The organism is Tamlana sp. 2_MG-2023, from assembly GCF_030548465.1.
In the GTDB taxonomy this organism is placed as follows: Bacteria; Bacteroidota; Bacteroidia; order Flavobacteriales; family Flavobacteriaceae; genus Pseudotamlana.
Genome location: NZ_JAUOSF010000004.1, coordinates 428,218 through 446,242, shown reverse-complemented (window position 1 = coordinate 446,242; position 18,025 = coordinate 428,218). Strand labels below are relative to the sequence as shown.

Annotated in this window: 18 protein-coding genes and 1 tRNA gene; 4 read left to right on the top strand and 15 right to left on the bottom strand. The window is 35.8% G+C overall.

All coding sequences use genetic code 11. The annotated features are described in order from the left end of the window. Positions 1 to 207: 207 nt before the first annotated feature. Positions 208 to 1,026: an endonuclease/exonuclease/phosphatase family protein gene (locus Q4566_RS09475; RefSeq protein ID WP_303420488.1), complete on the top strand. Its 819-nt coding sequence runs from the start codon at positions 208 to 210 to the stop codon at positions 1,024 to 1,026. A gap of 23 nt (positions 1,027 to 1,049) precedes the next feature. Here Q4566_RS09475 and Q4566_RS09470 read toward each other — a convergent pair whose 3' ends face one another. The 14 genes from Q4566_RS09470 to Q4566_RS09405 form a co-directional block, all read right to left on the bottom strand. Then, positions 1,050 to 1,361: a DUF6122 family protein gene (locus Q4566_RS09470; protein WP_303420486.1), complete on the bottom strand. Its 312-nt coding sequence runs from the start codon at positions 1,359 to 1,361 to the stop codon at positions 1,050 to 1,052. Next, complete coding sequence (locus tag Q4566_RS09465) at positions 1,361 to 1,984, bottom strand: WbqC family protein (RefSeq protein ID WP_303420484.1); 624 nt, start codon at positions 1,982 to 1,984, stop codon at positions 1,361 to 1,363. Before Q4566_RS09465 ends, Q4566_RS09470 begins: the two co-directional genes overlap by 1 nt. A 54-nt stretch (positions 1,985 to 2,038) precedes the next feature. After that, entirely contained in the window at positions 2,039 to 3,619 is a 1,581-nt protein-coding gene (gene lepB, locus Q4566_RS09460) for a signal peptidase I (protein WP_303420482.1), read from the bottom strand. A 67-nt stretch (positions 3,620 to 3,686) separates the two neighbouring features. Further along, positions 3,687 to 4,391 (bottom strand): 4-hydroxy-tetrahydrodipicolinate reductase, encoded by a 705-nt coding sequence (dapB, locus tag Q4566_RS09455; protein WP_303420480.1) that lies wholly within the window; start codon positions 4,389 to 4,391, stop codon positions 3,687 to 3,689. A gap of 90 nt (positions 4,392 to 4,481) precedes the next feature. Continuing rightward, on the bottom strand, positions 4,482 to 5,111 hold the full coding sequence (locus tag Q4566_RS09450) for a DUF5683 domain-containing protein (RefSeq protein WP_408056946.1): 630 nt from the start codon (positions 5,109 to 5,111) through the stop codon (positions 4,482 to 4,484). Next, positions 5,101 to 6,015: a ParB/RepB/Spo0J family partition protein gene (locus tag Q4566_RS09445; RefSeq protein WP_303420476.1), complete on the bottom strand. Its 915-nt coding sequence runs from the start codon at positions 6,013 to 6,015 to the stop codon at positions 5,101 to 5,103. Before Q4566_RS09445 ends, Q4566_RS09450 begins: the two co-directional genes overlap by 11 nt. A gap of 5 nt (positions 6,016 to 6,020) precedes the next feature. Continuing rightward, positions 6,021 to 6,785, bottom strand: a complete 765-nt coding sequence (locus tag Q4566_RS09440) for a ParA family protein (protein WP_303420474.1) — start codon at positions 6,783 to 6,785, stop codon at positions 6,021 to 6,023. Positions 6,786 to 6,898: 113 nt separating this feature from the next. Beyond that, entirely contained in the window at positions 6,899 to 9,067 is a 2,169-nt protein-coding gene (scpA, locus tag Q4566_RS09435) for a methylmalonyl-CoA mutase (protein ID WP_303420472.1), read from the bottom strand. Positions 9,068 to 9,103: 36 nt separating this feature from the next. Beyond that, positions 9,104 to 9,748, bottom strand: coding sequence for a hypothetical protein (locus Q4566_RS09430; protein WP_303420470.1), 645 nt, complete (start codon positions 9,746 to 9,748; stop codon positions 9,104 to 9,106). Continuing rightward, entirely contained in the window at positions 9,738 to 11,099 is a 1,362-nt protein-coding gene (locus tag Q4566_RS09425; protein WP_303420468.1) for a methylmalonyl-CoA mutase subunit beta, read from the bottom strand. Before Q4566_RS09425 ends, Q4566_RS09430 begins: the two co-directional genes overlap by 11 nt. Beyond that, complete coding sequence (locus tag Q4566_RS09420) at positions 11,092 to 11,415, bottom strand: septum formation initiator family protein (RefSeq protein WP_303420466.1); 324 nt, start codon at positions 11,413 to 11,415, stop codon at positions 11,092 to 11,094. Before Q4566_RS09420 ends, Q4566_RS09425 begins: the two co-directional genes overlap by 8 nt. Before the next feature lies 1 nt (position 11,416). Further along, positions 11,417 to 12,022 carry a uridine kinase gene (udk, locus tag Q4566_RS09415; RefSeq protein WP_303420464.1) on the bottom strand — a complete coding sequence of 202 codons (606 nt, stop codon included), beginning with the start codon at positions 12,020 to 12,022 and terminating at the stop codon, positions 11,417 to 11,419. 67 nt (positions 12,023 to 12,089) lie between these two features. Then, entirely contained in the window at positions 12,090 to 12,491 is a 402-nt protein-coding gene (locus tag Q4566_RS09410; protein WP_303420461.1) for a cytochrome c, read from the bottom strand. Between the two features lie 8 nt (positions 12,492 to 12,499). Then, positions 12,500 to 13,621, bottom strand: coding sequence for a PQQ-dependent sugar dehydrogenase (locus Q4566_RS09405; RefSeq protein WP_303420459.1), 1,122 nt, complete (start codon positions 13,619 to 13,621; stop codon positions 12,500 to 12,502). Between the two features lie 191 nt (positions 13,622 to 13,812). Here Q4566_RS09405 and Q4566_RS09400 point away from each other — a divergent pair. The 3 genes from Q4566_RS09400 to Q4566_RS09390 all read left to right on the top strand — a co-directional run bounded on the left by Q4566_RS09400 (position 13,813) and on the right by Q4566_RS09390 (position 16,926). Then, positions 13,813 to 13,887, top strand: a tRNA-Pro gene (locus tag Q4566_RS09400). 149 nt (positions 13,888 to 14,036) lie between these two features. Beyond that, positions 14,037 to 14,543, top strand: a complete 507-nt coding sequence (locus Q4566_RS09395; RefSeq protein WP_303420457.1) for a hypothetical protein — start codon at positions 14,037 to 14,039, stop codon at positions 14,541 to 14,543. A gap of 154 nt (positions 14,544 to 14,697) precedes the next feature. After that, complete coding sequence (locus Q4566_RS09390) at positions 14,698 to 16,926, top strand: TonB-dependent receptor plug domain-containing protein (RefSeq protein WP_303420455.1); 2,229 nt, start codon at positions 14,698 to 14,700, stop codon at positions 16,924 to 16,926. A gap of 84 nt (positions 16,927 to 17,010) precedes the next feature. Here Q4566_RS09390 and Q4566_RS09385 read toward each other — a convergent pair whose 3' ends face one another. Next, positions 17,011 to 18,024, bottom strand: coding sequence for an LLM class flavin-dependent oxidoreductase (locus Q4566_RS09385; protein WP_303420453.1), 1,014 nt, complete (start codon positions 18,022 to 18,024; stop codon positions 17,011 to 17,013). Position 18,025: the final 1 nt, after the last annotated feature.

The window sequence follows — 18,025 nt, the reverse complement described above, 5'->3', positions numbered from 1 at the left end:
CTGATGAAGAACTTAAGCTTTATAAATAAAATCATCTACATCATTAATTTGATTTTTGCTGTATTGCTGCTTTCTTCTTTTATTTTACCTTATTTACCTCCACGTACATTTGCTATTTTAGCCGTCGTCAATTTAGGAGTTACCTTTTTGATTGGAATAAATTTTCTGTTCGTTTTATATTGGCTTATTAAATTAAAGAGGCAATGCTTGTTATCTATAAGCATATTACTCCTTGGTTATTTTCTTTATGGTTCACTCTATCGATTTTCGGCTACAAAGGAAATTGTGCATCCCGAAAATATTACCGTGATGAATTACAATGTTCGGCTTTTTGATTTATACGACTGGATACCTGAAGATAATACTCAGAATAAAATCGTTGAATTCATAAAAAAAGAATCGCCAGATATCATTTGTATTGAAGAGTTTCACCCAAGAGAACAGATAGACTTTTCCTTTTATAAATACCAGTACAAAAAAATAGCAGGAAAAAAGGTGAAGCATGGTCAGGCTATTTTTTCTAAGTTTCCAATTATTAATTCAGGTTCTTTAGGCTTTAAAAATACTTCCAATAACGCCATTTTTGCCGATATTGTTAAAGGCGTAGATACCTTCAGAGTTTATAATGTGCACTTGGAGTCTTTACACATCAATACGCAGGTTGACAGTCTGCGCAAGGAAACTTCCGAAAGGTTGTTTAAACGCATTGGTACTACTTTTAAAATGCAGCAATCGCAGTCTGAACTCATTTTAAAACATAAGGAAAACTGTAAGTACAAGGTGATTGTTTGTGGTGATTTCAATAATACAGCTTTTTCGTATGTCTATAGAAGGATTAAAGGCGATCTAAACGACACTTTTGATGAGGCCGGTAATGGTTTCGGTCGTAGTTACGATTTTAAGTTCTTCCCGGTTCGTATTGATTTCATCCTTGCCGATAAAGCCTTTAATGTCAATGGCTTTAAAAACTACGATGAACATTATTCTGATCACTATCCGATTATGGCAACGTTAAGCTTAGACTAGTTGTTTGAAAATTTTCAGTAAACTTACTGCATAAAAGAACAGTCAACGACATCTGCTAAGATGTGTATAACCAAACCAAGGCCTATGAGGCGTGTTTTCTTCGGAAATAATAAAAGCACATAAATTACCATAGCGTAATATGTGTGTAACGGATGAAAATTGATGCTACAACGGTTAGGTGAAAAAATAGGCGTGGCTAATAAATGATCTAGATCGATGAGCATACCAGCTATCATGATTAAATAAGCGGTTTTCCATTGCGTTTTAAACCAAACTAGCGCAACACATAGTGGAATTAAGAAATGACAGCCGTAATGCGCTATAGGTTGAATCATTATGGCCTGATTAAGGTTTGCGATTCTAAATAATTTAAGGTGTTTGGGCCTTCATTAAAAAGCAAATCTAAGATACTTAGGTTGGGTATAAAACCATGCTTATCTCCAAACACTTGGGTGTACGGTTCTAAGTTTTGTGTGATTTCTTTTTTTGCATGTACTAAAAAACGGTAGTCGGAATGGGTTTCTTCAACCGATTTATAAGTTTGAGTTTTAGAAGTATTTAATTCTAGTTGTAAGCAGTCTAAAATAACCTCCATACATTTTAAATTATGATCTAAAATGAATTCAGATTTATTCGTAAATAACGGCTGAAGCTCATCTTCATAATATTCGAAAAAAGGAGAAGTTCTATAAGCAGATAGTAGAGATTTCCAATGCAAACTCTGCCAGTTTTCATCGTTAAAAATTTTAACGTCTTTATATTTCTGACGGTTCTTTTGGGAGTGAACGACAGGAATATTCAACGTTAACTTGCCATTAGCACCGTAGATATAACAGCGGTTTCTATAGGTTTGTTTTAAAAAATTGTCGTCGGTTTCAAAAACAACAGTGTCTGTGTTCACTATGGCAATGCATTGCGCGATACTCGGGAAATATGTAGGGTGAATTAAAACAGACATAAATAAAAAAGATAACGGTACCGAAAAGTCTTCAGTACCGTTTATAATAGGTTTTTAATTATTTGCTTTTTTACGGCTTCTCCATTTACTAAATCCAAAATATCCTGCAAGTAAAATTAAGAACGGAATTAAAAATGAAGTGGCTTTTCCTTCTCCGCTTACAGTAGTAAAGAAACGGTCCCATCTGGCTTTTCCGCCATCCCAACTCATCCAAATAAATACAGGTTTACCTACCACGTGATCGAATGGCACAAAGCCCCATGCACGGGCATCTATAGAATTATGGCGGTTATCCCCCATCATCCAATAATAATTTTGCTTGAAGGTGTAGTTGTTAGCAACTTCACCATTAATCAAAATTTGATTGCCTTGAACTTTTAAGTCATTGCCTTCATATTCTGAAATAACACGTTTGTATAAAGGTAAGTTCTCTAAGTTTATCGCAATGCTTTTGCCTGCTTCAGGAATGTATAACGGTCCGAAAAAATCAACGTTCCAATTGTAGGCTGGGTCGTGTGGGAAAATGTTAGGGTCTCTTAAACCTTTTTCTTGAATATTGGGTTTGATACTAGTTACATTCGGATTGTCTTTAAAGCCGGCTAAAGCTTCATCTGAAATAGCTGAAAAGTAATAAGTGTTATTCTTATTTATGATGCCAAACCCATCAGTAATGTCATAACGTTCTTTTAGATACGCTGGGTTAAACTGGTTAGTTTTAGGCTGCACATAATAACTAAATTGTAAATGCGCACGGTCTGGTAACTCATTCTTCTTTCCATTAATATATACAAATCCTTCTCTTACCTCTAAAGTGTCACCAGCAACACCAACACAACGCTTAACAAGGTTTGTTTTTTTGTCTATAGGTTTGTAGTAATTTCTATTTGGCTTAAAGTTATTCATGTCTAACAGCGTATCGGCTGGTTGATTGAATACCACAATGTCGTTACGTTCTATGTCTTCAAAACCTGGAAATCTTAAGTATGGTAATTGTAATTTATTTTTCCAAGAGGTGTTTCTTTCCTCGTAATGGTCGTCAAACAAATATGATTTACTATCAATCCCAGGAATTGTATCATGCACCATAGGAGCTGCAACGGTAGTCATTGGAACTCTAGCGCCGTAATGAAATTTACTAACAAATAAGAAGTCACCTACCAATAATGATTTTTCTAAAGATGATGACGGAATCGTAAATGGTTGAATGATATACGTATGTACAATCGTGGCTGCAACAATGGCAAATAGAATGGAGCTTATCCAATCGCCTGCACTTGTTCTAGGTGATAAACTGCGATTTTCAATATAAGTAACATCTCCTGCATAGTTAAGGTAGTAGCTATATAAACCTAATGTTACTATGGCTAATACGGTATCTATGGTTTGGTTTTTTCCGAAACTTCTAGCGGTCTCTACCCAAATTACCGGAAACATGATGAGATTAACAATTGGTAAAAATAATAGGATGACCCACCAAACTGGTCGGTTTATGATTTTCATTAAAATAACAGCGTTGTACACGGGAACAAATGCTTCCCAAGCTTGTCTACCTGCTTTAATGTATAATTTCCAGGTGCCTAAGCCATGAATAACCTGAATAATTAAAATGAATATAAACCATTGTGTTAATGTCATAATCTAATATTTTTAGTTTTTTGTTAGTAGTAAAGGTGACTTCATGTGTTACAGAAACGGATTACTATTAACCAATATTTAACACATCATTCATTGTGAAAACCCCTGATTTTCCAACAATCCATTCAGCGGCAACTACGGCGCCTAAAGCAAAACCTTGTCTGGTGTGCGCGATATGTTCGATATTTATAGTATCTACTTCACTGTTGTAAGTCACGGTATGTGTTCCAGGAACCTCTTCGATACGTTTGGCTACAATTGGAATGGTGGTTTCGTCACCTTCATCCAATTTCCAATTGGTATAGTTTGAATTATTGGCGATAACATCTTTAGCTAAAGAAATAGCCGTTCCGCTTGGCGCATCTAGTTTTTGAGTATGATGAATTTCTTCCATAGAAATATTATATTGTTTCAAAGTACTCATCATTTTTGCAAGTGTTTTATTCAGTTCGAAAAAGATATTAACTCCTAGACTGTAATTTGAGGCATAAATAAAGGCACCATTTTTTTCTTTACATAAGGCTACTGCCTCATCATAACGATCTAGCCATCCTGTAGTTCCAGAAATAACAGGAACATTATTATTTAAGCAGTTTGAAATGTTATTAAAGGCTACATTAGGGATGCTAAAATCGATAGCTACATCTGCTTTAGTGATGTCATAATCCGTGTCGTTTTTATCGATGGTTAAAACGACTTCATGACCGCGTTTTATAGCGATTTGTTCAATAGTTTTTCCCATTTTCCCGTATCCAAGTAATGCTATTTTCATCTGTGTTTTTTTATTATTTTACATCTTGTAAGATGTTATTTTCTATTTTAAGAGGTCGTTTATGCTAGTTTACGATCAACCGGTTCTCTATTAAAAATTAAAATTAAGGGTTAATCCTAGATTGCTAGACGCATCAAATTCATTTATTCTATAATGTGGTGCTAGCGATAAATTTTCATCAATGTTATATTGCATTAAATGCGCATCTACATTGGCGTCAATAATATTTAAAGCATACAAACCAATTGTAATTAAAAGTGATATTTCTTTGTTTCGGCGGTAAAATTCTTGACCACGCTGTAAGGCCTCGGTCGTTACCGTTGGGCTGGTTAACTGGTTACCGTTGCTATCCAAATAAAACTCATCGTTTGTAAAGCCGGCGAGTCTGCTTTTGTAAGCATCACGGTATCGGTTATACTCTTTGTTGTTTGTTGAGTAGAAATAGATCCCTGTTCCTAAGGCGGCCCAAACGATCGGTATTTTCCAATACTTTTTGTTGTAAGCTTGACCTAAACCAGGTAAAATTGCCGAATAGAAAGCGGCTTTTGCAGGTGCTAGCGGATTGATAGGTTCTCTAATTTCAATTATAGAATCTACAGCGATCACATTAGGAACTTCTGTTTTAGATTCTTTTTTAGCGGTAGTTTCTTCTTCTTGAGCTGTTATTGAAAAGCAACATAGAAAAAAGAAAACACAAGCTATTAGAGGTTTATTTAGAATCACCTTCAACGAGTTTTTTGATACGATTAAAATCTTCTTCAGAATGAAACGGTATAGTGATTTTACCTTTTCCATTCTTTGAGACTTTAACGTCGATTTTATGTCCAAAGTATTCTGAAAACGCCGTAACGCCAGTTTTTACAAAATCAGGAACACCTGTTTCTTTTGTTTTTGCTGCAGGTGTTTCCGTTTGATCTGAATCATTATAGTCACGAACTAACTGTTCTGTTTCTCTAACGGAAAGTTTATTAGAAAGTATTTTTTCGTAAATATCAAGTTGAATATTTTGATCTTCAACGGTAATGAGAGCACGACCATGTCCCATAGAAAGAAAACCATCACGCATCCCTGTTTGAATAATAGGATCCAGTTTTAATAAACGCAAATAGTTAGCGATTGTTGAACGTTTTTTTCCAACACGCTCGCTCATTTGTTCCTGCGTTAAATTAATTTCGTCTATTAGGCGTTGGTAGGATAGTGCGATTTCAATAGGATCTAAATCTTGACGCTGAATATTTTCAACAAGAGCCATTTCTAGCGATTCCTGATCGTTCGCAATTCTTACGTATGCAGGAATGGTTTCTAAACTTAATAATTTAGAAGCTCTATAACGACGCTCACCAGAAACCAATTGGTATTGATTTAAACCTAGTTTTCTAACCGTTATAGGTTGAATGATGCCTAATTCTTTAATGGAAGTTGCGAGTTCACGAAGCGATTCTTCGCTAAAATTAGTTCGCGGTTGGAATGGGTTAACCTCGATGAAGTCGATATCCAATTCCACAATATTACCAATAACTTTATCTGCGTTTTCATCTTGTACCGATTGAATGTCGTTACTCGGGTCTTTTAATAGTGCAGATAAACCTCTACCTAAAGCCTGTTTTTTTATTGCCTTAGCCATAATAGTTATGAGTTTTTATTGATAATTTCTTTTGCTAAACTTAAATAATTTGTAGCGCCTTTACTTGCTGCATCATAGTTAATAATGCTTTCACCGTAACTTGGTGCTTCACTTAAACGTACATTTCTCTGAATGATGGTTTGAAACACCATATCGTTGAAATGTTTTTGAACTTCTTCTACAACTTGATTTGATAAACGTAAACGTGAATCGTACATCGTTAATAAAAGACCTTCAATATCCAGATCTGAATTGTGTATTTTTTGAACACTTTTAATCGTGTTTAAAAGTTTTCCTAAACCTTCCAAAGCGAAATATTCACATTGAATAGGAATAATAACAGAGTCTGCAGCAGTAAGTGCATTTAAAGTTAATAAACCTAGAGAAGGTGCACAATCAATTAAAATATAATCGTAATCTTCTTTAATTTCTTGTAATGCTTTTTTTAGCATATACTCGCGTTGGTCTTTGTCAACCAACTCGATTTCGATAGCGACCAAATCAATGTGTGCAGGAATGATATCCAGGTTTGGTGTTTCGGTTTTTACCACGGCTTCTTTAGCAATATGTGAATGCTCAAGTAACTGGTAAGTGCCAATTTCAACTGTTTCTACATCAATACCAATTCCGGACGTAGCATTTGCCTGAGGGTCTGCATCAATCAATAATACTTTTTTTTCAAGCACGCCTAATGAAGCTGCTAAATTTATAGAAGTCGTGGTTTTACCTACGCCTCCTTTTTGATTAGCGATAGCTATGATTTTACCCATAAAGTGATTTGGTTTTATTCGCGCCAAAAATACGATTATTTAATTAGGAATAAAAATTGAACTTGTTAACAAAATACTTGTAAAAAAAGGGATATATTTTAAATAATTATAAGCTAATCTATTAAAATTTTTAAAATTTTTATCGCGGCCTCACTAATTTTAGTGCCAGGGCCAAATACAGCCACAGTTCCTGCGTCAAATAAAAACTGATAATCTTGCTTAGGGACTACACCGCCTACGATGACCATAATGTCATCACGCCCATAATTCTTTAAGGCTTCAATAACTTGTGGGACTAAAGTTTTATGTCCTGCTGCCAATGAGGAAATACCTAAAATGTGCACATCATTTTCAACGGCTTGTTTAGCGGCTTCTTCGGGTGTTTGGAATAACGGACCAATATCGACATCAAAACCAACATCGGCATAAGCCGTAGCAACCACTCGGGCACCACGATCATGGCCGTCCTGGCCAATTTTAGCAACCATAATACGGGGTCTTCTGCCGTCTTGAATTGCAAATTCATCAGCTAGTTTTTGAGCCTTCTTAAAAGCTTTGTCTTCCTTTATTTCTTTACTATACACCCCTGAAAACGATTTTGTTTCTGCTTTGTGTCTTCCGAAAACAGCCTCTAAAGCATCGCTAATTTCACCTAGCGTGGCACGTTCTTTGGCTGCTATAATAGCCAAAGCGAGCAGGTTTGAATCTTCCTGCATTTGGTGCTTTTTTCCAGAAGTTACATCTTCCGAATTTAATGAAATTTTAGCAGCTTTTGTTAAATTGGCTAAAGCGACTGTTACTTTTTCAGAATCTCTTTCAGTCTTTAAGGTGTTTAATCTTTCTATTTGGGCATCGCGTACGGCATGATTATCCACTTCTAAAGTAGAAATATGCGTGTCTTTTAAAGGTTGAAATTTATTAACGCCTACAATAATATCTTGACCAGAATCTATGCGTGCTTGTTTTTTAGCAGCGGCTTCCTGTATTCTAATTTTAGGAATACCAGCTTCGAGAGCTTTAGTCATGCCTCCTAAAGCTTCAATTTCTTCAATATGTTTCCAGGCTTTATCAGCAATATCGTGTGTTAATTTTTCTATAAAATAACTACCAGCCCAAGGATCAACCGTTTTTGTAATTTGTGTTTCATTTTGCAAAAACAATTGTGTGTTTCTGGCAATTCTAGCCGAAAAATCGGTTGGTAAAGCTATGGCTTCATCCAGGGCGTTGGTGTGTAAACTTTGTGTGCCTCCAAATACCGCAGATGTAGCTTCTATGGTTGTTCTGGTCACATTGTTAAAATGATCCTGCTCGGTTAAACTCCAGCCAGAAGTTTGACAATGCGTGCGCAGCATGGATGATTTTGGGTTTTTAGGATTAAAAGGTTTCATCAATTTCGCCCATAACATTCTTGCGGCTCGCATTTTTGCAATTTCCATAAAATGATTCAAGCCAATACCCCAGAAAAAAGACAAGCGCGGGGCGAAATTATCAATATCCATGCCTGTAGCTAAGCCTGTTCGTACATACTCTAAACCATCGGCTAAGGTGTAAGCTAACTCAATGTCGCAGGTTGCTCCAGCTTCTTGAATGTGATAACCGGAAATGCTAATACTGTTGAATTTAGGCATGTGTTTGCTCGTAAACTCAAAAATATCTGAAATGATTTTCATTGACGGTTCAGGTGGATAGATATAGGTATTCCTAACCATGAATTCCTTTAAAATATCATTTTGTATAGTGCCTTTGAGTTGTTCAGGCTTGACACCTTGTTCTTGCGCAGCCACAATGTAAAAGGCCAAGATGGGTAATACGGCGCCATTCATAGTCATGGAAACCGACATTTTATCTAAGGGGATTTTATCGAAAAGCATTTTCATGTCCTCAACAGAATCGATGGCTACACCAGCTTTTCCAACATCGCCAACAACACGTTCATGATCGGAATCGTAACCCCGATGCGTGGCCAAATCAAAAGCAACTGAAAGTCCTTTTTGACCTGATTTTAAGTTTCTTATATAAAAGGCATTACTTTCTTCTGCGGTTGAAAAACCAGCATATTGTCGTATAGTCCACGGTTTATGTGCATACATGGTACTGTATGGGCCACGAAGGTATGGCGAAATTCCAGCAACAAAATTTAGATGTTCCAAGTTTTCAACATCTGTTTTTGAATAGTTTGATTTGATATCAATGCCTTCAGCTGTTGAAAAAGAATCTTCAGCTCTAGAGTTTTTGCTCAGTGCACTTTTCTTTATGGTGATATGTTGAAGGTTTTTTCTCAAATTAGTATGCTTTCAGTAATAAAATTACAGGTTTGTTTATTTTGGTATTTTGTTGAAATCCACTTCTTGCTCTGGTTCTACTTGACTAATTTTGGTTAAATCGACGTCGTATAATTTTGAGTAATAAAAGTCTAATGCGATATAAGTCGCGAGATATTTATCACTTAAGGCACTCGTGTATTTACTCGATAAGGCTGCGCTGAATAGTTTCGGACTTAAACTGTTTGTAGACAATAGGGCGTTAAATGTGGTTTTTAATGCTTGATCTTTTATGTTGTTTGAAATGCATTCTATAAAGGCGCTATTGTAATTTAAATGACTTTTTGGGTTGTTAGCATCCCATAGTTCGTTTTCATTTTTTAAGGCTTCAAAAATTTCAATGGTATGTGGGGAAGCGATTTCTTCAAATTTCACACCGTTGTACGATGTATTTCTAATGAATTGACTGTAGGCTTGGTTTAACCTATTTTGTGGTCTGTTTTTTTTGTAATAAATAAAAATGTCTGCTTCAAAACTGTATAACGCTTCCTTTAGTAACTTGTTATTTACACCTTCGCATGTTATGGTTTCAGGTTTGTCTGCATACTTGAAATTGGTAAAAGTGTTTTCTTTTTTACAGCTAAAAGTTACTGTCAATAAAAGTGCAATAAAGGTGAATTTTAAGAGTGTTTTAGTGTTCATTTTTTAATCGTTTTTGTTCTTGAGATTCAGCTAATCGTTTTTCTATTATAGGTTCTATTAAGGTTTTTCTTGGATTAATTTTTATAAATGGATACAGATCCAATTGATCTTTCATGAGGTCATCTGGATTTTGATGCTTGTTGGTGCCAATTAAAAAGGTATCGCCATTTTCAAATAGTTGTTCTTCCTTCTGGGAGCTTTCTTTAATTTTTCTTTGAATAATGCCAGCCTTGAGTTGTTTTAAGAAACCGCCGTTTTGTTCGATGTCTTTAAATAATTCCAAAGCTTTTTCAGAAAGTTGCTCAGTTAAACTTTCGATGTAATAAGATCCGTCAGAAGGATTATTCACTTTATCAAAATAACTTTCATGTTTTAGAATAAGCAATTGATTTCTAGCAATACGTTCGGTAAATTCATTGGTTTTCTTAAATATACTGTCGTAAGCCTGATTGCAAATCGTATTCGCGCCTCCAAGTATCGCACTCATACATTCCGTAGTGGTTCGCAGCATGTTGTTATGAGCATCGTAAATGGTTTTATTGCGTTTTGTTGGTGTTGCTGTAATTTGGCAGTTGGTATTCATGCCGTATGCAGTGGCTAAAGTTTCCCAAAGGATGCGCAAGGCTTTAAGTTTGGCGATTTCAAAAAAGTAATTTGTTCCAACAGCTACGTTAAAGACCATTTGATAATGGGCTAATTTAATCGAGCGATTCTCTAAAGCGTTCACGTATTCATTGGCATGGGCTAGGGCATAGGCGAGTTGCTGGACCATAGTAGCTCCTGAATTTTGATATAACGAAACATCAACCGTGATTGTTGAAGTTTCAGAAGTTATGCTTTCGTAACTTTTAAAGTCTGTATGGATATTATTAAACCAATTCCCAGTTTTTGCAAGCTGATGAATGATATCAAGATCAATAATTGCTTTCGGAATATGTTTTAATATATTTTGAACAAGGGTTTCTGAAAGACACTGAAGCTCGAAAACGAACTGATTGGTGTTAGGGTCAATATTCTTGAATAATTTTTCAATAGAAATGGCTTCAGATGGTAAAATGAACTTAATGCTTTCTGCGCCACGATTTAGAATATCTATGGCGTGTTGGTTGGATTTTTCAACATCGGCAACAAAAATAGTTTGACAGATTTTCCATTGTGTTGCTTCGGTGTTTGAAGTTTGAGGGTATTCATTAAAACCGTCGACATGATAAAAAGGTTTAACCGCAATAGCTTCATTGGAATTCCAAATAAGCGTATTGTTATAGTCAGCACCTTGTAAATCGTACTGTATTTTTTGTTTCCATTGTTTTGAGGAAACAGGATTGAATTCGCTAAATAGACCTTTAGTCATCTGCATCAGTTTTTAGGCTGTCTTCATATTCAATAATATAAATTTCCTCGTTGGGGTATTTCATGTAATACTTTTCTCTAGCAAATTCTTCTAAGCCTTCACTAGTTTCTAGGATTTTAAGATCTTTTTTATCTTTAATAATTTCCTTTCTATAGTATTCTTTTTCGTTTTCAAGCGCGTCAATTTCACCGTTTAATTCACTGTGAATAATCCATGAATTGGCATCAAAAAAAAGCATCCAAACAATAAATCCTGCACCAATAGGCAGAAAAACGTTCTTAAAAGGTTTTAAATATTTGTTCTTTTTGAATTTCATGTTATAATTTTTGAGCGATAATATTTTTTATAATATCTACAGCTACAACATTGTGCTTGTTGTTAGGTATTATAATATCGGCATACTCTTTTGTAGGCTCAATAAATTGGGTGTGCATCGGTTTTAAGGTGGTTTGGTAGCGAGCCAAAACTTCATCTAAATCTCTACCACGTTCTGCAATATCACGTTTTAAACGTCTAATTAGGCGTTCATCACTATCGGCGTGTACATAAATTTTAATATCACATAAATCTCTAAGTTCAGGATTTGTTAGAATTAAAATGCCTTCAACAATCATCACTTTCCGCGGATGGGTTAAAATAACATCACCCGTTCTGTTGTGTTTTACAAAGGAATATACAGGCTGCTCTATGGTTTTGTTGCTTTTTAAATCTTTGAGGTGAGCTGTGAGTAATTCAAAATCAATCGATCTGGGATGATCAAAATTTATTTTTATACGTTCATCGTAACTTAAATGTGTGGTGTCCATATAATAGGAGTCCTGCGAAATCACACCAACTTCACCTTCGGGAAGTTCGTTAAGTATTTTATTGACAACGGTTGTTTTTCCGCAACCAGTACCACCTGCAATTCCTATAATAAGCATGATTTGTTTGTTTTATTGAACGCTTTTGCAAAGTTAGTTAAATGTAAAAGTGATTTCGTGCAAATGTTTATTTTTTAATAGCTGACACCTCTTTTTCGGTAATCATTTTTTTATTGGTATTGCCCCATGCGTTAGTAATGTAGTTCATAACATCGGCAATTTCATCGTCGTCTAAACCCATGGCAGGCATGTTTCCATTATAAGTGATGTTATTTACGACTATCGGTTCATTGATGCCGTATTTTAATAAATGAATGCTCGCGTTTCTTTTTTCCATTAGATAATCTGATTTCGCTAATGGCGGATAAACATTTTTTACGCCCGCTCCGTTTGGTAGATGGCAAGTCACACAAAAATCGGCATAAATAACTTCGCCGCGGTCGATGCTTTCTTGCAATGGATCCTGAGGTTTAATGTTAAAAAGAATGCAAGATGTGATACTAATAATGCTTAAAAGTAGTAATTTCATAGGTTGAATTATTTGGTTTTAGCAACGATTTTGTAAATGCCTTTGCCTTCTACGGCAATGTAAATGTAGCCATCCGGTGCTTGAACAACATTTCTTAAACGGCCAATGTTTTCAAATAGTTTCTCGCGTTTTACAACCTTGTTGTTTTTTATAATAAGGTGTTCTAAATATTGAAACTTTAAGGCGCCTACGAGTAGGTTGTTTTGCCATTCTGGGTATTTATCGGAAGTTACATAGGCCATGCCACTTGGTGCGATAGAAGGTGTCCAGTAAAAGAAAGGTTGTTCCATACCTTCCTTATGTGTTAATTCGGTTAATGTTGTGCCACCGTAGTTTACACCGTACGATATGACTGGCCAACCGTAGTTTTTGCCTATTTCAATGATGTTGATTTCATCGCCACCTTGTGGACCGTGTTCATGTGCCCAGATTTTGCCCGTATTTGGGTTTTTAATGAGGCCTTGCGGATTTCTATGTCCGTAACTGAAAATCGCTTTTTTTGCGTTTTTTGTATCAACAAAAGGATTGTCTTTCGGGATGCTTCCGTCGTCATGTAATCTATAAATTTTCCCGCAGTCCCTAGTGATATCTTGTGGGTTAACATCTCGGCTGTAACGATCGCCAATTGAGAAATATAAATAACCATTATTATCAAAAGTGATACGCGAGCCCCAATGGTTACCACTTCTTGTGTTAGGCTCAGCTTTGTATAGGAGTTCGTTGTCTACTAGTGCTGTTTGGTCTAAACGAGCACGCATAATCGCTGTATTTCCGCCTTTATCTTCACCTTCCGCGGAAGCGTAAGTAAAATAAATCCACCCCGTTTCTTCGTAGTTTGGGTGCAAGGCAATGTCCAATAAACCGCCTTGTCCACGAACATAAACATCAGGAAGCCCAGAAATCGTATGTTTATTGCCATCTTTAAACAGAATAAGCTCTCCAGATTTTTCTGTGATTAAAATACTGCCATCGGGAAGAAAGGCCATGCCCCAAGGGATATCTAAATCGGGAACAACCAATTCGGTTTTGTAATTGTAGTTGGCAGAGGTTGCAGCTATTGATTCTTTTTGTTGCGAACAGGCTGAAAGCGTTGTTAATATTATAAAAAGGGAAATATAAATCTTTTTCATTTTGGTTTTTATTGAGTCTGCGGAATGATAAGCAATTTACTAAAATAATCCTGAGGAATATGAAGCAAAAACAATCTTATGCTGTTGAAGCGGTTGTGTAAATTTACAAATCCAAAAAATAATCCCCAAAAATCATTTGTAGAATAAATAAAAAAGGTATATTTGCATCCCGTTAGAGATAACCTATTATTCGGGGTGTAGCGTAGCCCGGTTATCGCGCCGCGTTTGGGACGCGGAGGTCGCAGGTTCGAATCCTGCCACCCCGACTACATGAGTCATAACAATGACATCGAAAACCTTGTAAATATTAAGATTTACAAGGTTTTTTTAGTTTATAGAAATCCTCTTGTTTTTAAGACTTAGATCTCAATTAGCGTTAAAATAATCTGTATTTTCGTTTCTTAATTTTATATTATTGAAATCACAGTTAGTTTTAAACTCTACACTTTTTAGAGGCTTCATCTTTATCATTGCTTTTTGCTATGTGATTTCGCCTTTAAAAGATTCTGTGTTTAAAATTCTTCACGTGGCTTCACACTTTGTTGAAGATCATTTGTTTTTAGAGCATACTCATGCTGCTTCAACTTTTGAAATGCATTCTCATGATGCTTATGGAGAGCATGTAACTTCTGAAAAACGTGCACTAGCGAATCATGCTCATTCAGCAACTTGGAAAGTCATTCCAAATCATTCACATAATGTACTAGCTGTTTTAGATTCAGTGATTTCTTCGGAAGAAGACGATCATGAGCATCAAAAACCAGTGCTTAAAGTCGATTTAGATAAACATTTAGTGGCTTCAGGTTATGTGCTGAAAAAGAGTATGTTCCGAAGCGATTCAAAAAAAATATGGCATACTTTATTAATGCAATACGATTTTAATCTCCCAATACTTTCCCCTCCTCCAAGGAATATTTCATAACATCATTCAGTTCATTAAACCTTGCCGGATGTTTTCATATAAATGAAAATCATTTCGACGCAGGCTGTCTTTTTATTGCTAAAAGCGATTTTTTATGGACTGCTCAAAAATAGAAACACCTCAAAATTTTGAGGCTAATCAAATTATGAAATAAATGAAATATATTATATCAGCATGCTTTATGCTGCTCACAAATCTGTTTTTTGCACAGCATATTACGGGAAAAATCATTAACACAGATAATAAACCCATTGAAGAAGTTAGTGTGTTTAACAAAACCACAGAAATTCATACGCATACATCATCAACGGGTGTGTTTACTTTAAACAAAACAAAAGAAAACGATACCTTATACATTTCGCGTTTGGGGTACGAGGCTAAAATAATTCGCGTTGACGAGAATGATTTAAATGCGCCGTTAACTATTACTTTAAACCCTGCGAACATTTCTTTAGACCAAGTGATGTTACTGGCTGAAATAGATCTATTAAGCAAATTTGTAGCTGTAGATGTTCAGACGGATCCAGTAAAATCATCCCAAGAAATTTTAAGAAAAGTACCAGGGTTGATTATCGGTCAACATGCTGGAGGAGGAAAAGCAGAACAGATTTTTTTAAGAGGATTTGATATTGATCACGGAACCGATATTAATCTTACCGTTGACGGATTGCCTGTAAATATGGTGTCGCACGCACACGGACAAGGGTATTCCGATTTACACTTTGTAATTCCTGAAACTATCGAAAATATAGACTTTGGAAAAGGGCCTTATTATGCCGATAAAGGAAACTTTACAACCGCAGGTTATGTGAATCTAGGGCTTAAAAAATCTATTGATAAAAATTATTTATCGTTAGAAGCTGGACAATTTAATAGCAATCGCCTTATGGGGATGTTTAATGTTTTAGATACCGAAAAAAGCAGTGCTTATATCGCTTCAGAGCTGTCTTTAACTGATGGCCCGTTCGATTCACCTCAAAATTTTAACCGTTTTAATATTTTAGGACGCTATAATTACAAATTAGCTGGCGATCAAGAAGTGAGTTTTACGGCATCACATTTTCAAAGCAAATGGGATGCTTCGGGGCAAATTCCACAACGTGCCGTAGATGATGGTAGTATTGATCGGTTCGGTTCCATTGATGATACCGAAGGTGGAGAAACAAGTAGAACAAACCTTTTAGTAAATCATACTAAAGCTATTGATGCAAACCAATCGTTAGAAACAACAGCTTATGTGTCGCAGTACAATTTTGAGTTGTATTCTAATTTTACCTTTTTCTTAGATGATCCTATAAATGGTGATCAAATTAAACAATTTGAAAACCGATTAACTACAGGAGCAAGTACCGTTTACGAACATAGAAATATTGAACTAGGGGAAAATACAATCTTTAAATACCAAGCAGGTATTGGTTTTAGATATGATAATGCCGATGATGTAGAGTTATCTCACACGCTTAATCGTAAGACTGTTTTAGATTACAAAGCACTTGGTGATGTTGATGAGGTAAACACTTACGCTTTTTTAAATACCGAATTTAAAACCGGAAAATGGACGTTTAATCCATCGGCAAGAATTGATTATTTTAAGTTTCAATATGAAGATCAACTGTCGGTTACCTATAGCGATATCGCTGAAACTAAAGTGCGTGTGAGTCCGAAATTAAACACCATATATTCTGTAAATGAAGATGTGCAACTGTTTTTAAACACAGGTATGGGTTTTCATTCAAATGACTCAAGAGTAGTAATTGCTAATCAAGGCGAATCTATTTTACCAGCAGCTTATGGCGCCGATTTGGGAACCATTTTAAAACCTACCGATAAATTGGCTATTAATGCCAGTTTATGGTACTTGTTTTTAGAACAAGAATTTGTGTATGTAGGCGATGCGGCAATTGTAGAGCCTAGCGGAAGAACTCAGCGCTTAGGTGTTGATGTTGGTGCTCGTTACCAAGCTTTAGACTGGTTGTACTTATATTCCGATGCTAATTATGCGCATGGTAGAAGTGTGGATGATCCGTCTGGAGAGAACTACATTCCGTTAGCGCCAGATTTCACGACTGTTGGAGGAATTCTAGTCGATAATTTAGGAGCGTTTTCTGGAGGTTTAAATTATAGGTATGTGGATGATAGACCTGCAAATGAAGATAATTCTATTGTAGCTGAAGGTTATTTTGTAACCGATTTTAATGTGAATTACACCTGTAAAAATTGGACTTACAGTATCATTGTAGAAAATCTATTTAATACCGAATGGAATGAAACCCAATTTGCTACCGAAAGCCGATTGTATGATGAGCCAGCTCCGGTGGAAGAAATTCATTTCACCCCTGGAACGCCATTTTTTATTCGAGCTAAAATAGCCTTAAGTTTTTAATCATTTAATGTTGATATATTTTTAAAAAGGAGCTTCGGCTCCTTTTTTTATATCTGTATTCGAAAAAATATTTGATTATGGCAACTAAGCTTCATTATTTAATTCTTGCATAATTTCAGCAAATAAACGGTAGGATTTAATACGGTCTTTGCTATCATAAATATTAGTAACAGCTATAATTTCATCGATCTGAGTGTCTTCAATAAAAGCTTTCACTTTTTCTTTTACAGTGGCTTTGCTTCCAATAAACGAATATTTAAGCATTTGCTGCACAGAAGGGTGTTTACTCATTTCACGAAGCTCGTTAGTCATGGCTTCGGGGGCTTGCATGAGTCCTCTTTTCCCTGTAATAAGGCCAATAATCATTTTATAAAGTGACGTTGATATGTGCTCGGCTTCTTCATCGGTATCTGCTACAATAATATTAACACCAGCTAGGGTGTAAGGTGCATCTAGTACTTCCGAAGGTTGAAATTCTTCGCGGTAAACCGCCAATGCAGACAGTAGGAGAGGTGTAGCAAAATGACTAGCAAAAGCATAAGGTAATCCTTTTTTAGCGGCAAGGTGCGCACTATCATGACTAGAACCTAAAATATATAAGGGCACATTAACACCTTCAGCGACATTGGCGCGAACCTTATTTGATCCGCTATATATTGAAAAATAATCTTGTAATTTTTGAACTTCTTCAGGAAAAGACATGGCTGCTTGGTAAAAATCCGATCGTATAGCGTTAGCAGTGTCTCGATCTGTTCCTGGAGCTCTTCCTAAGCCTAAATCTATGCGATTTGGGTATAGAATACCTAAAGTTCCAAATTGTTCGGCAATTATTAAGGGAGAGTGATTTGGTAACATGATACCACCGGAACCTACTTTTATGCGTTTGGTGCCTTCAGCAATTTTACCAATTAAAATAGAAGTGGCACTACTACCAATAGCATCAGAATTATGATGCTCTGCTAACCAATAGCGTTGGTATCCAACTTCATCCGCAGCTTGCGCTAGTGCTAGAGAATTTTCAAAGGTTTCCGCTAAAGTATTTCCTTTTGAAACAATAGCTAAATCTAATATAGAATAGGCAGTGTTTTTGTTTTGCATA

What these genes read in the sequence shown, in the direction of transcription:
- Q4566_RS09445 (WP_303420476.1), bottom strand. Translation starts at nt 6,015, where the DNA reads ATGGCTAAGGCAATAAAAAAACAGGCTTTAGGTAGAGGTTTATCTGCA.
- udk (WP_303420464.1), bottom strand. Translation starts at nt 12,022, where the DNA reads ATGCTTATTATAGGAATTGCAGGTGGTACTGGTTGCGGAAAAACAACC.
- dapB (WP_303420480.1), bottom strand. Translation starts at nt 4,391, where the DNA reads ATGAAAATAGCATTACTTGGATACGGGAAAATGGGAAAAACTATTGAA.
- Q4566_RS09385 (WP_303420453.1), bottom strand. Translation starts at nt 18,024, where the DNA reads ATGCAAAACAAAAACACTGCCTATTCTATATTAGATTTAGCTATTGTT.
- Q4566_RS09465 (WP_303420484.1), bottom strand. Translation starts at nt 1,984, where the DNA reads ATGTCTGTTTTAATTCACCCTACATATTTCCCGAGTATCGCGCAATGC.
- Q4566_RS09440 (WP_303420474.1), bottom strand. Translation starts at nt 6,785, where the DNA reads ATGGGTAAAATCATAGCTATCGCTAATCAAAAAGGAGGCGTAGGTAAA.
- Q4566_RS09410 (WP_303420461.1), bottom strand. Translation starts at nt 12,491, where the DNA reads ATGAAATTACTACTTTTAAGCATTATTAGTATCACATCTTGCATTCTT.
- lepB (WP_303420482.1), bottom strand. Translation starts at nt 3,619, where the DNA reads ATGACATTAACACAATGGTTTATATTCATTTTAATTATTCAGGTTATT.
- Q4566_RS09425 (WP_303420468.1), bottom strand. Translation starts at nt 11,099, where the DNA reads ATGACTAAAGGTCTATTTAGCGAATTCAATCCTGTTTCCTCAAAACAA.
- Q4566_RS09430 (WP_303420470.1), bottom strand. Translation starts at nt 9,748, where the DNA reads ATGAACACTAAAACACTCTTAAAATTCACCTTTATTGCACTTTTATTG.
- Q4566_RS09470 (WP_303420486.1), bottom strand. Translation starts at nt 1,361, where the DNA reads ATGATTCAACCTATAGCGCATTACGGCTGTCATTTCTTAATTCCACTA.
- Q4566_RS09405 (WP_303420459.1), bottom strand. Translation starts at nt 13,621, where the DNA reads ATGAAAAAGATTTATATTTCCCTTTTTATAATATTAACAACGCTTTCA.
- Q4566_RS09420 (WP_303420466.1), bottom strand. Translation starts at nt 11,415, where the DNA reads ATGAAATTCAAAAAGAACAAATATTTAAAACCTTTTAAGAACGTTTTT.
- Q4566_RS09390 (WP_303420455.1), top strand. Translation starts at nt 14,698, where the DNA reads ATGAAATATATTATATCAGCATGCTTTATGCTGCTCACAAATCTGTTT.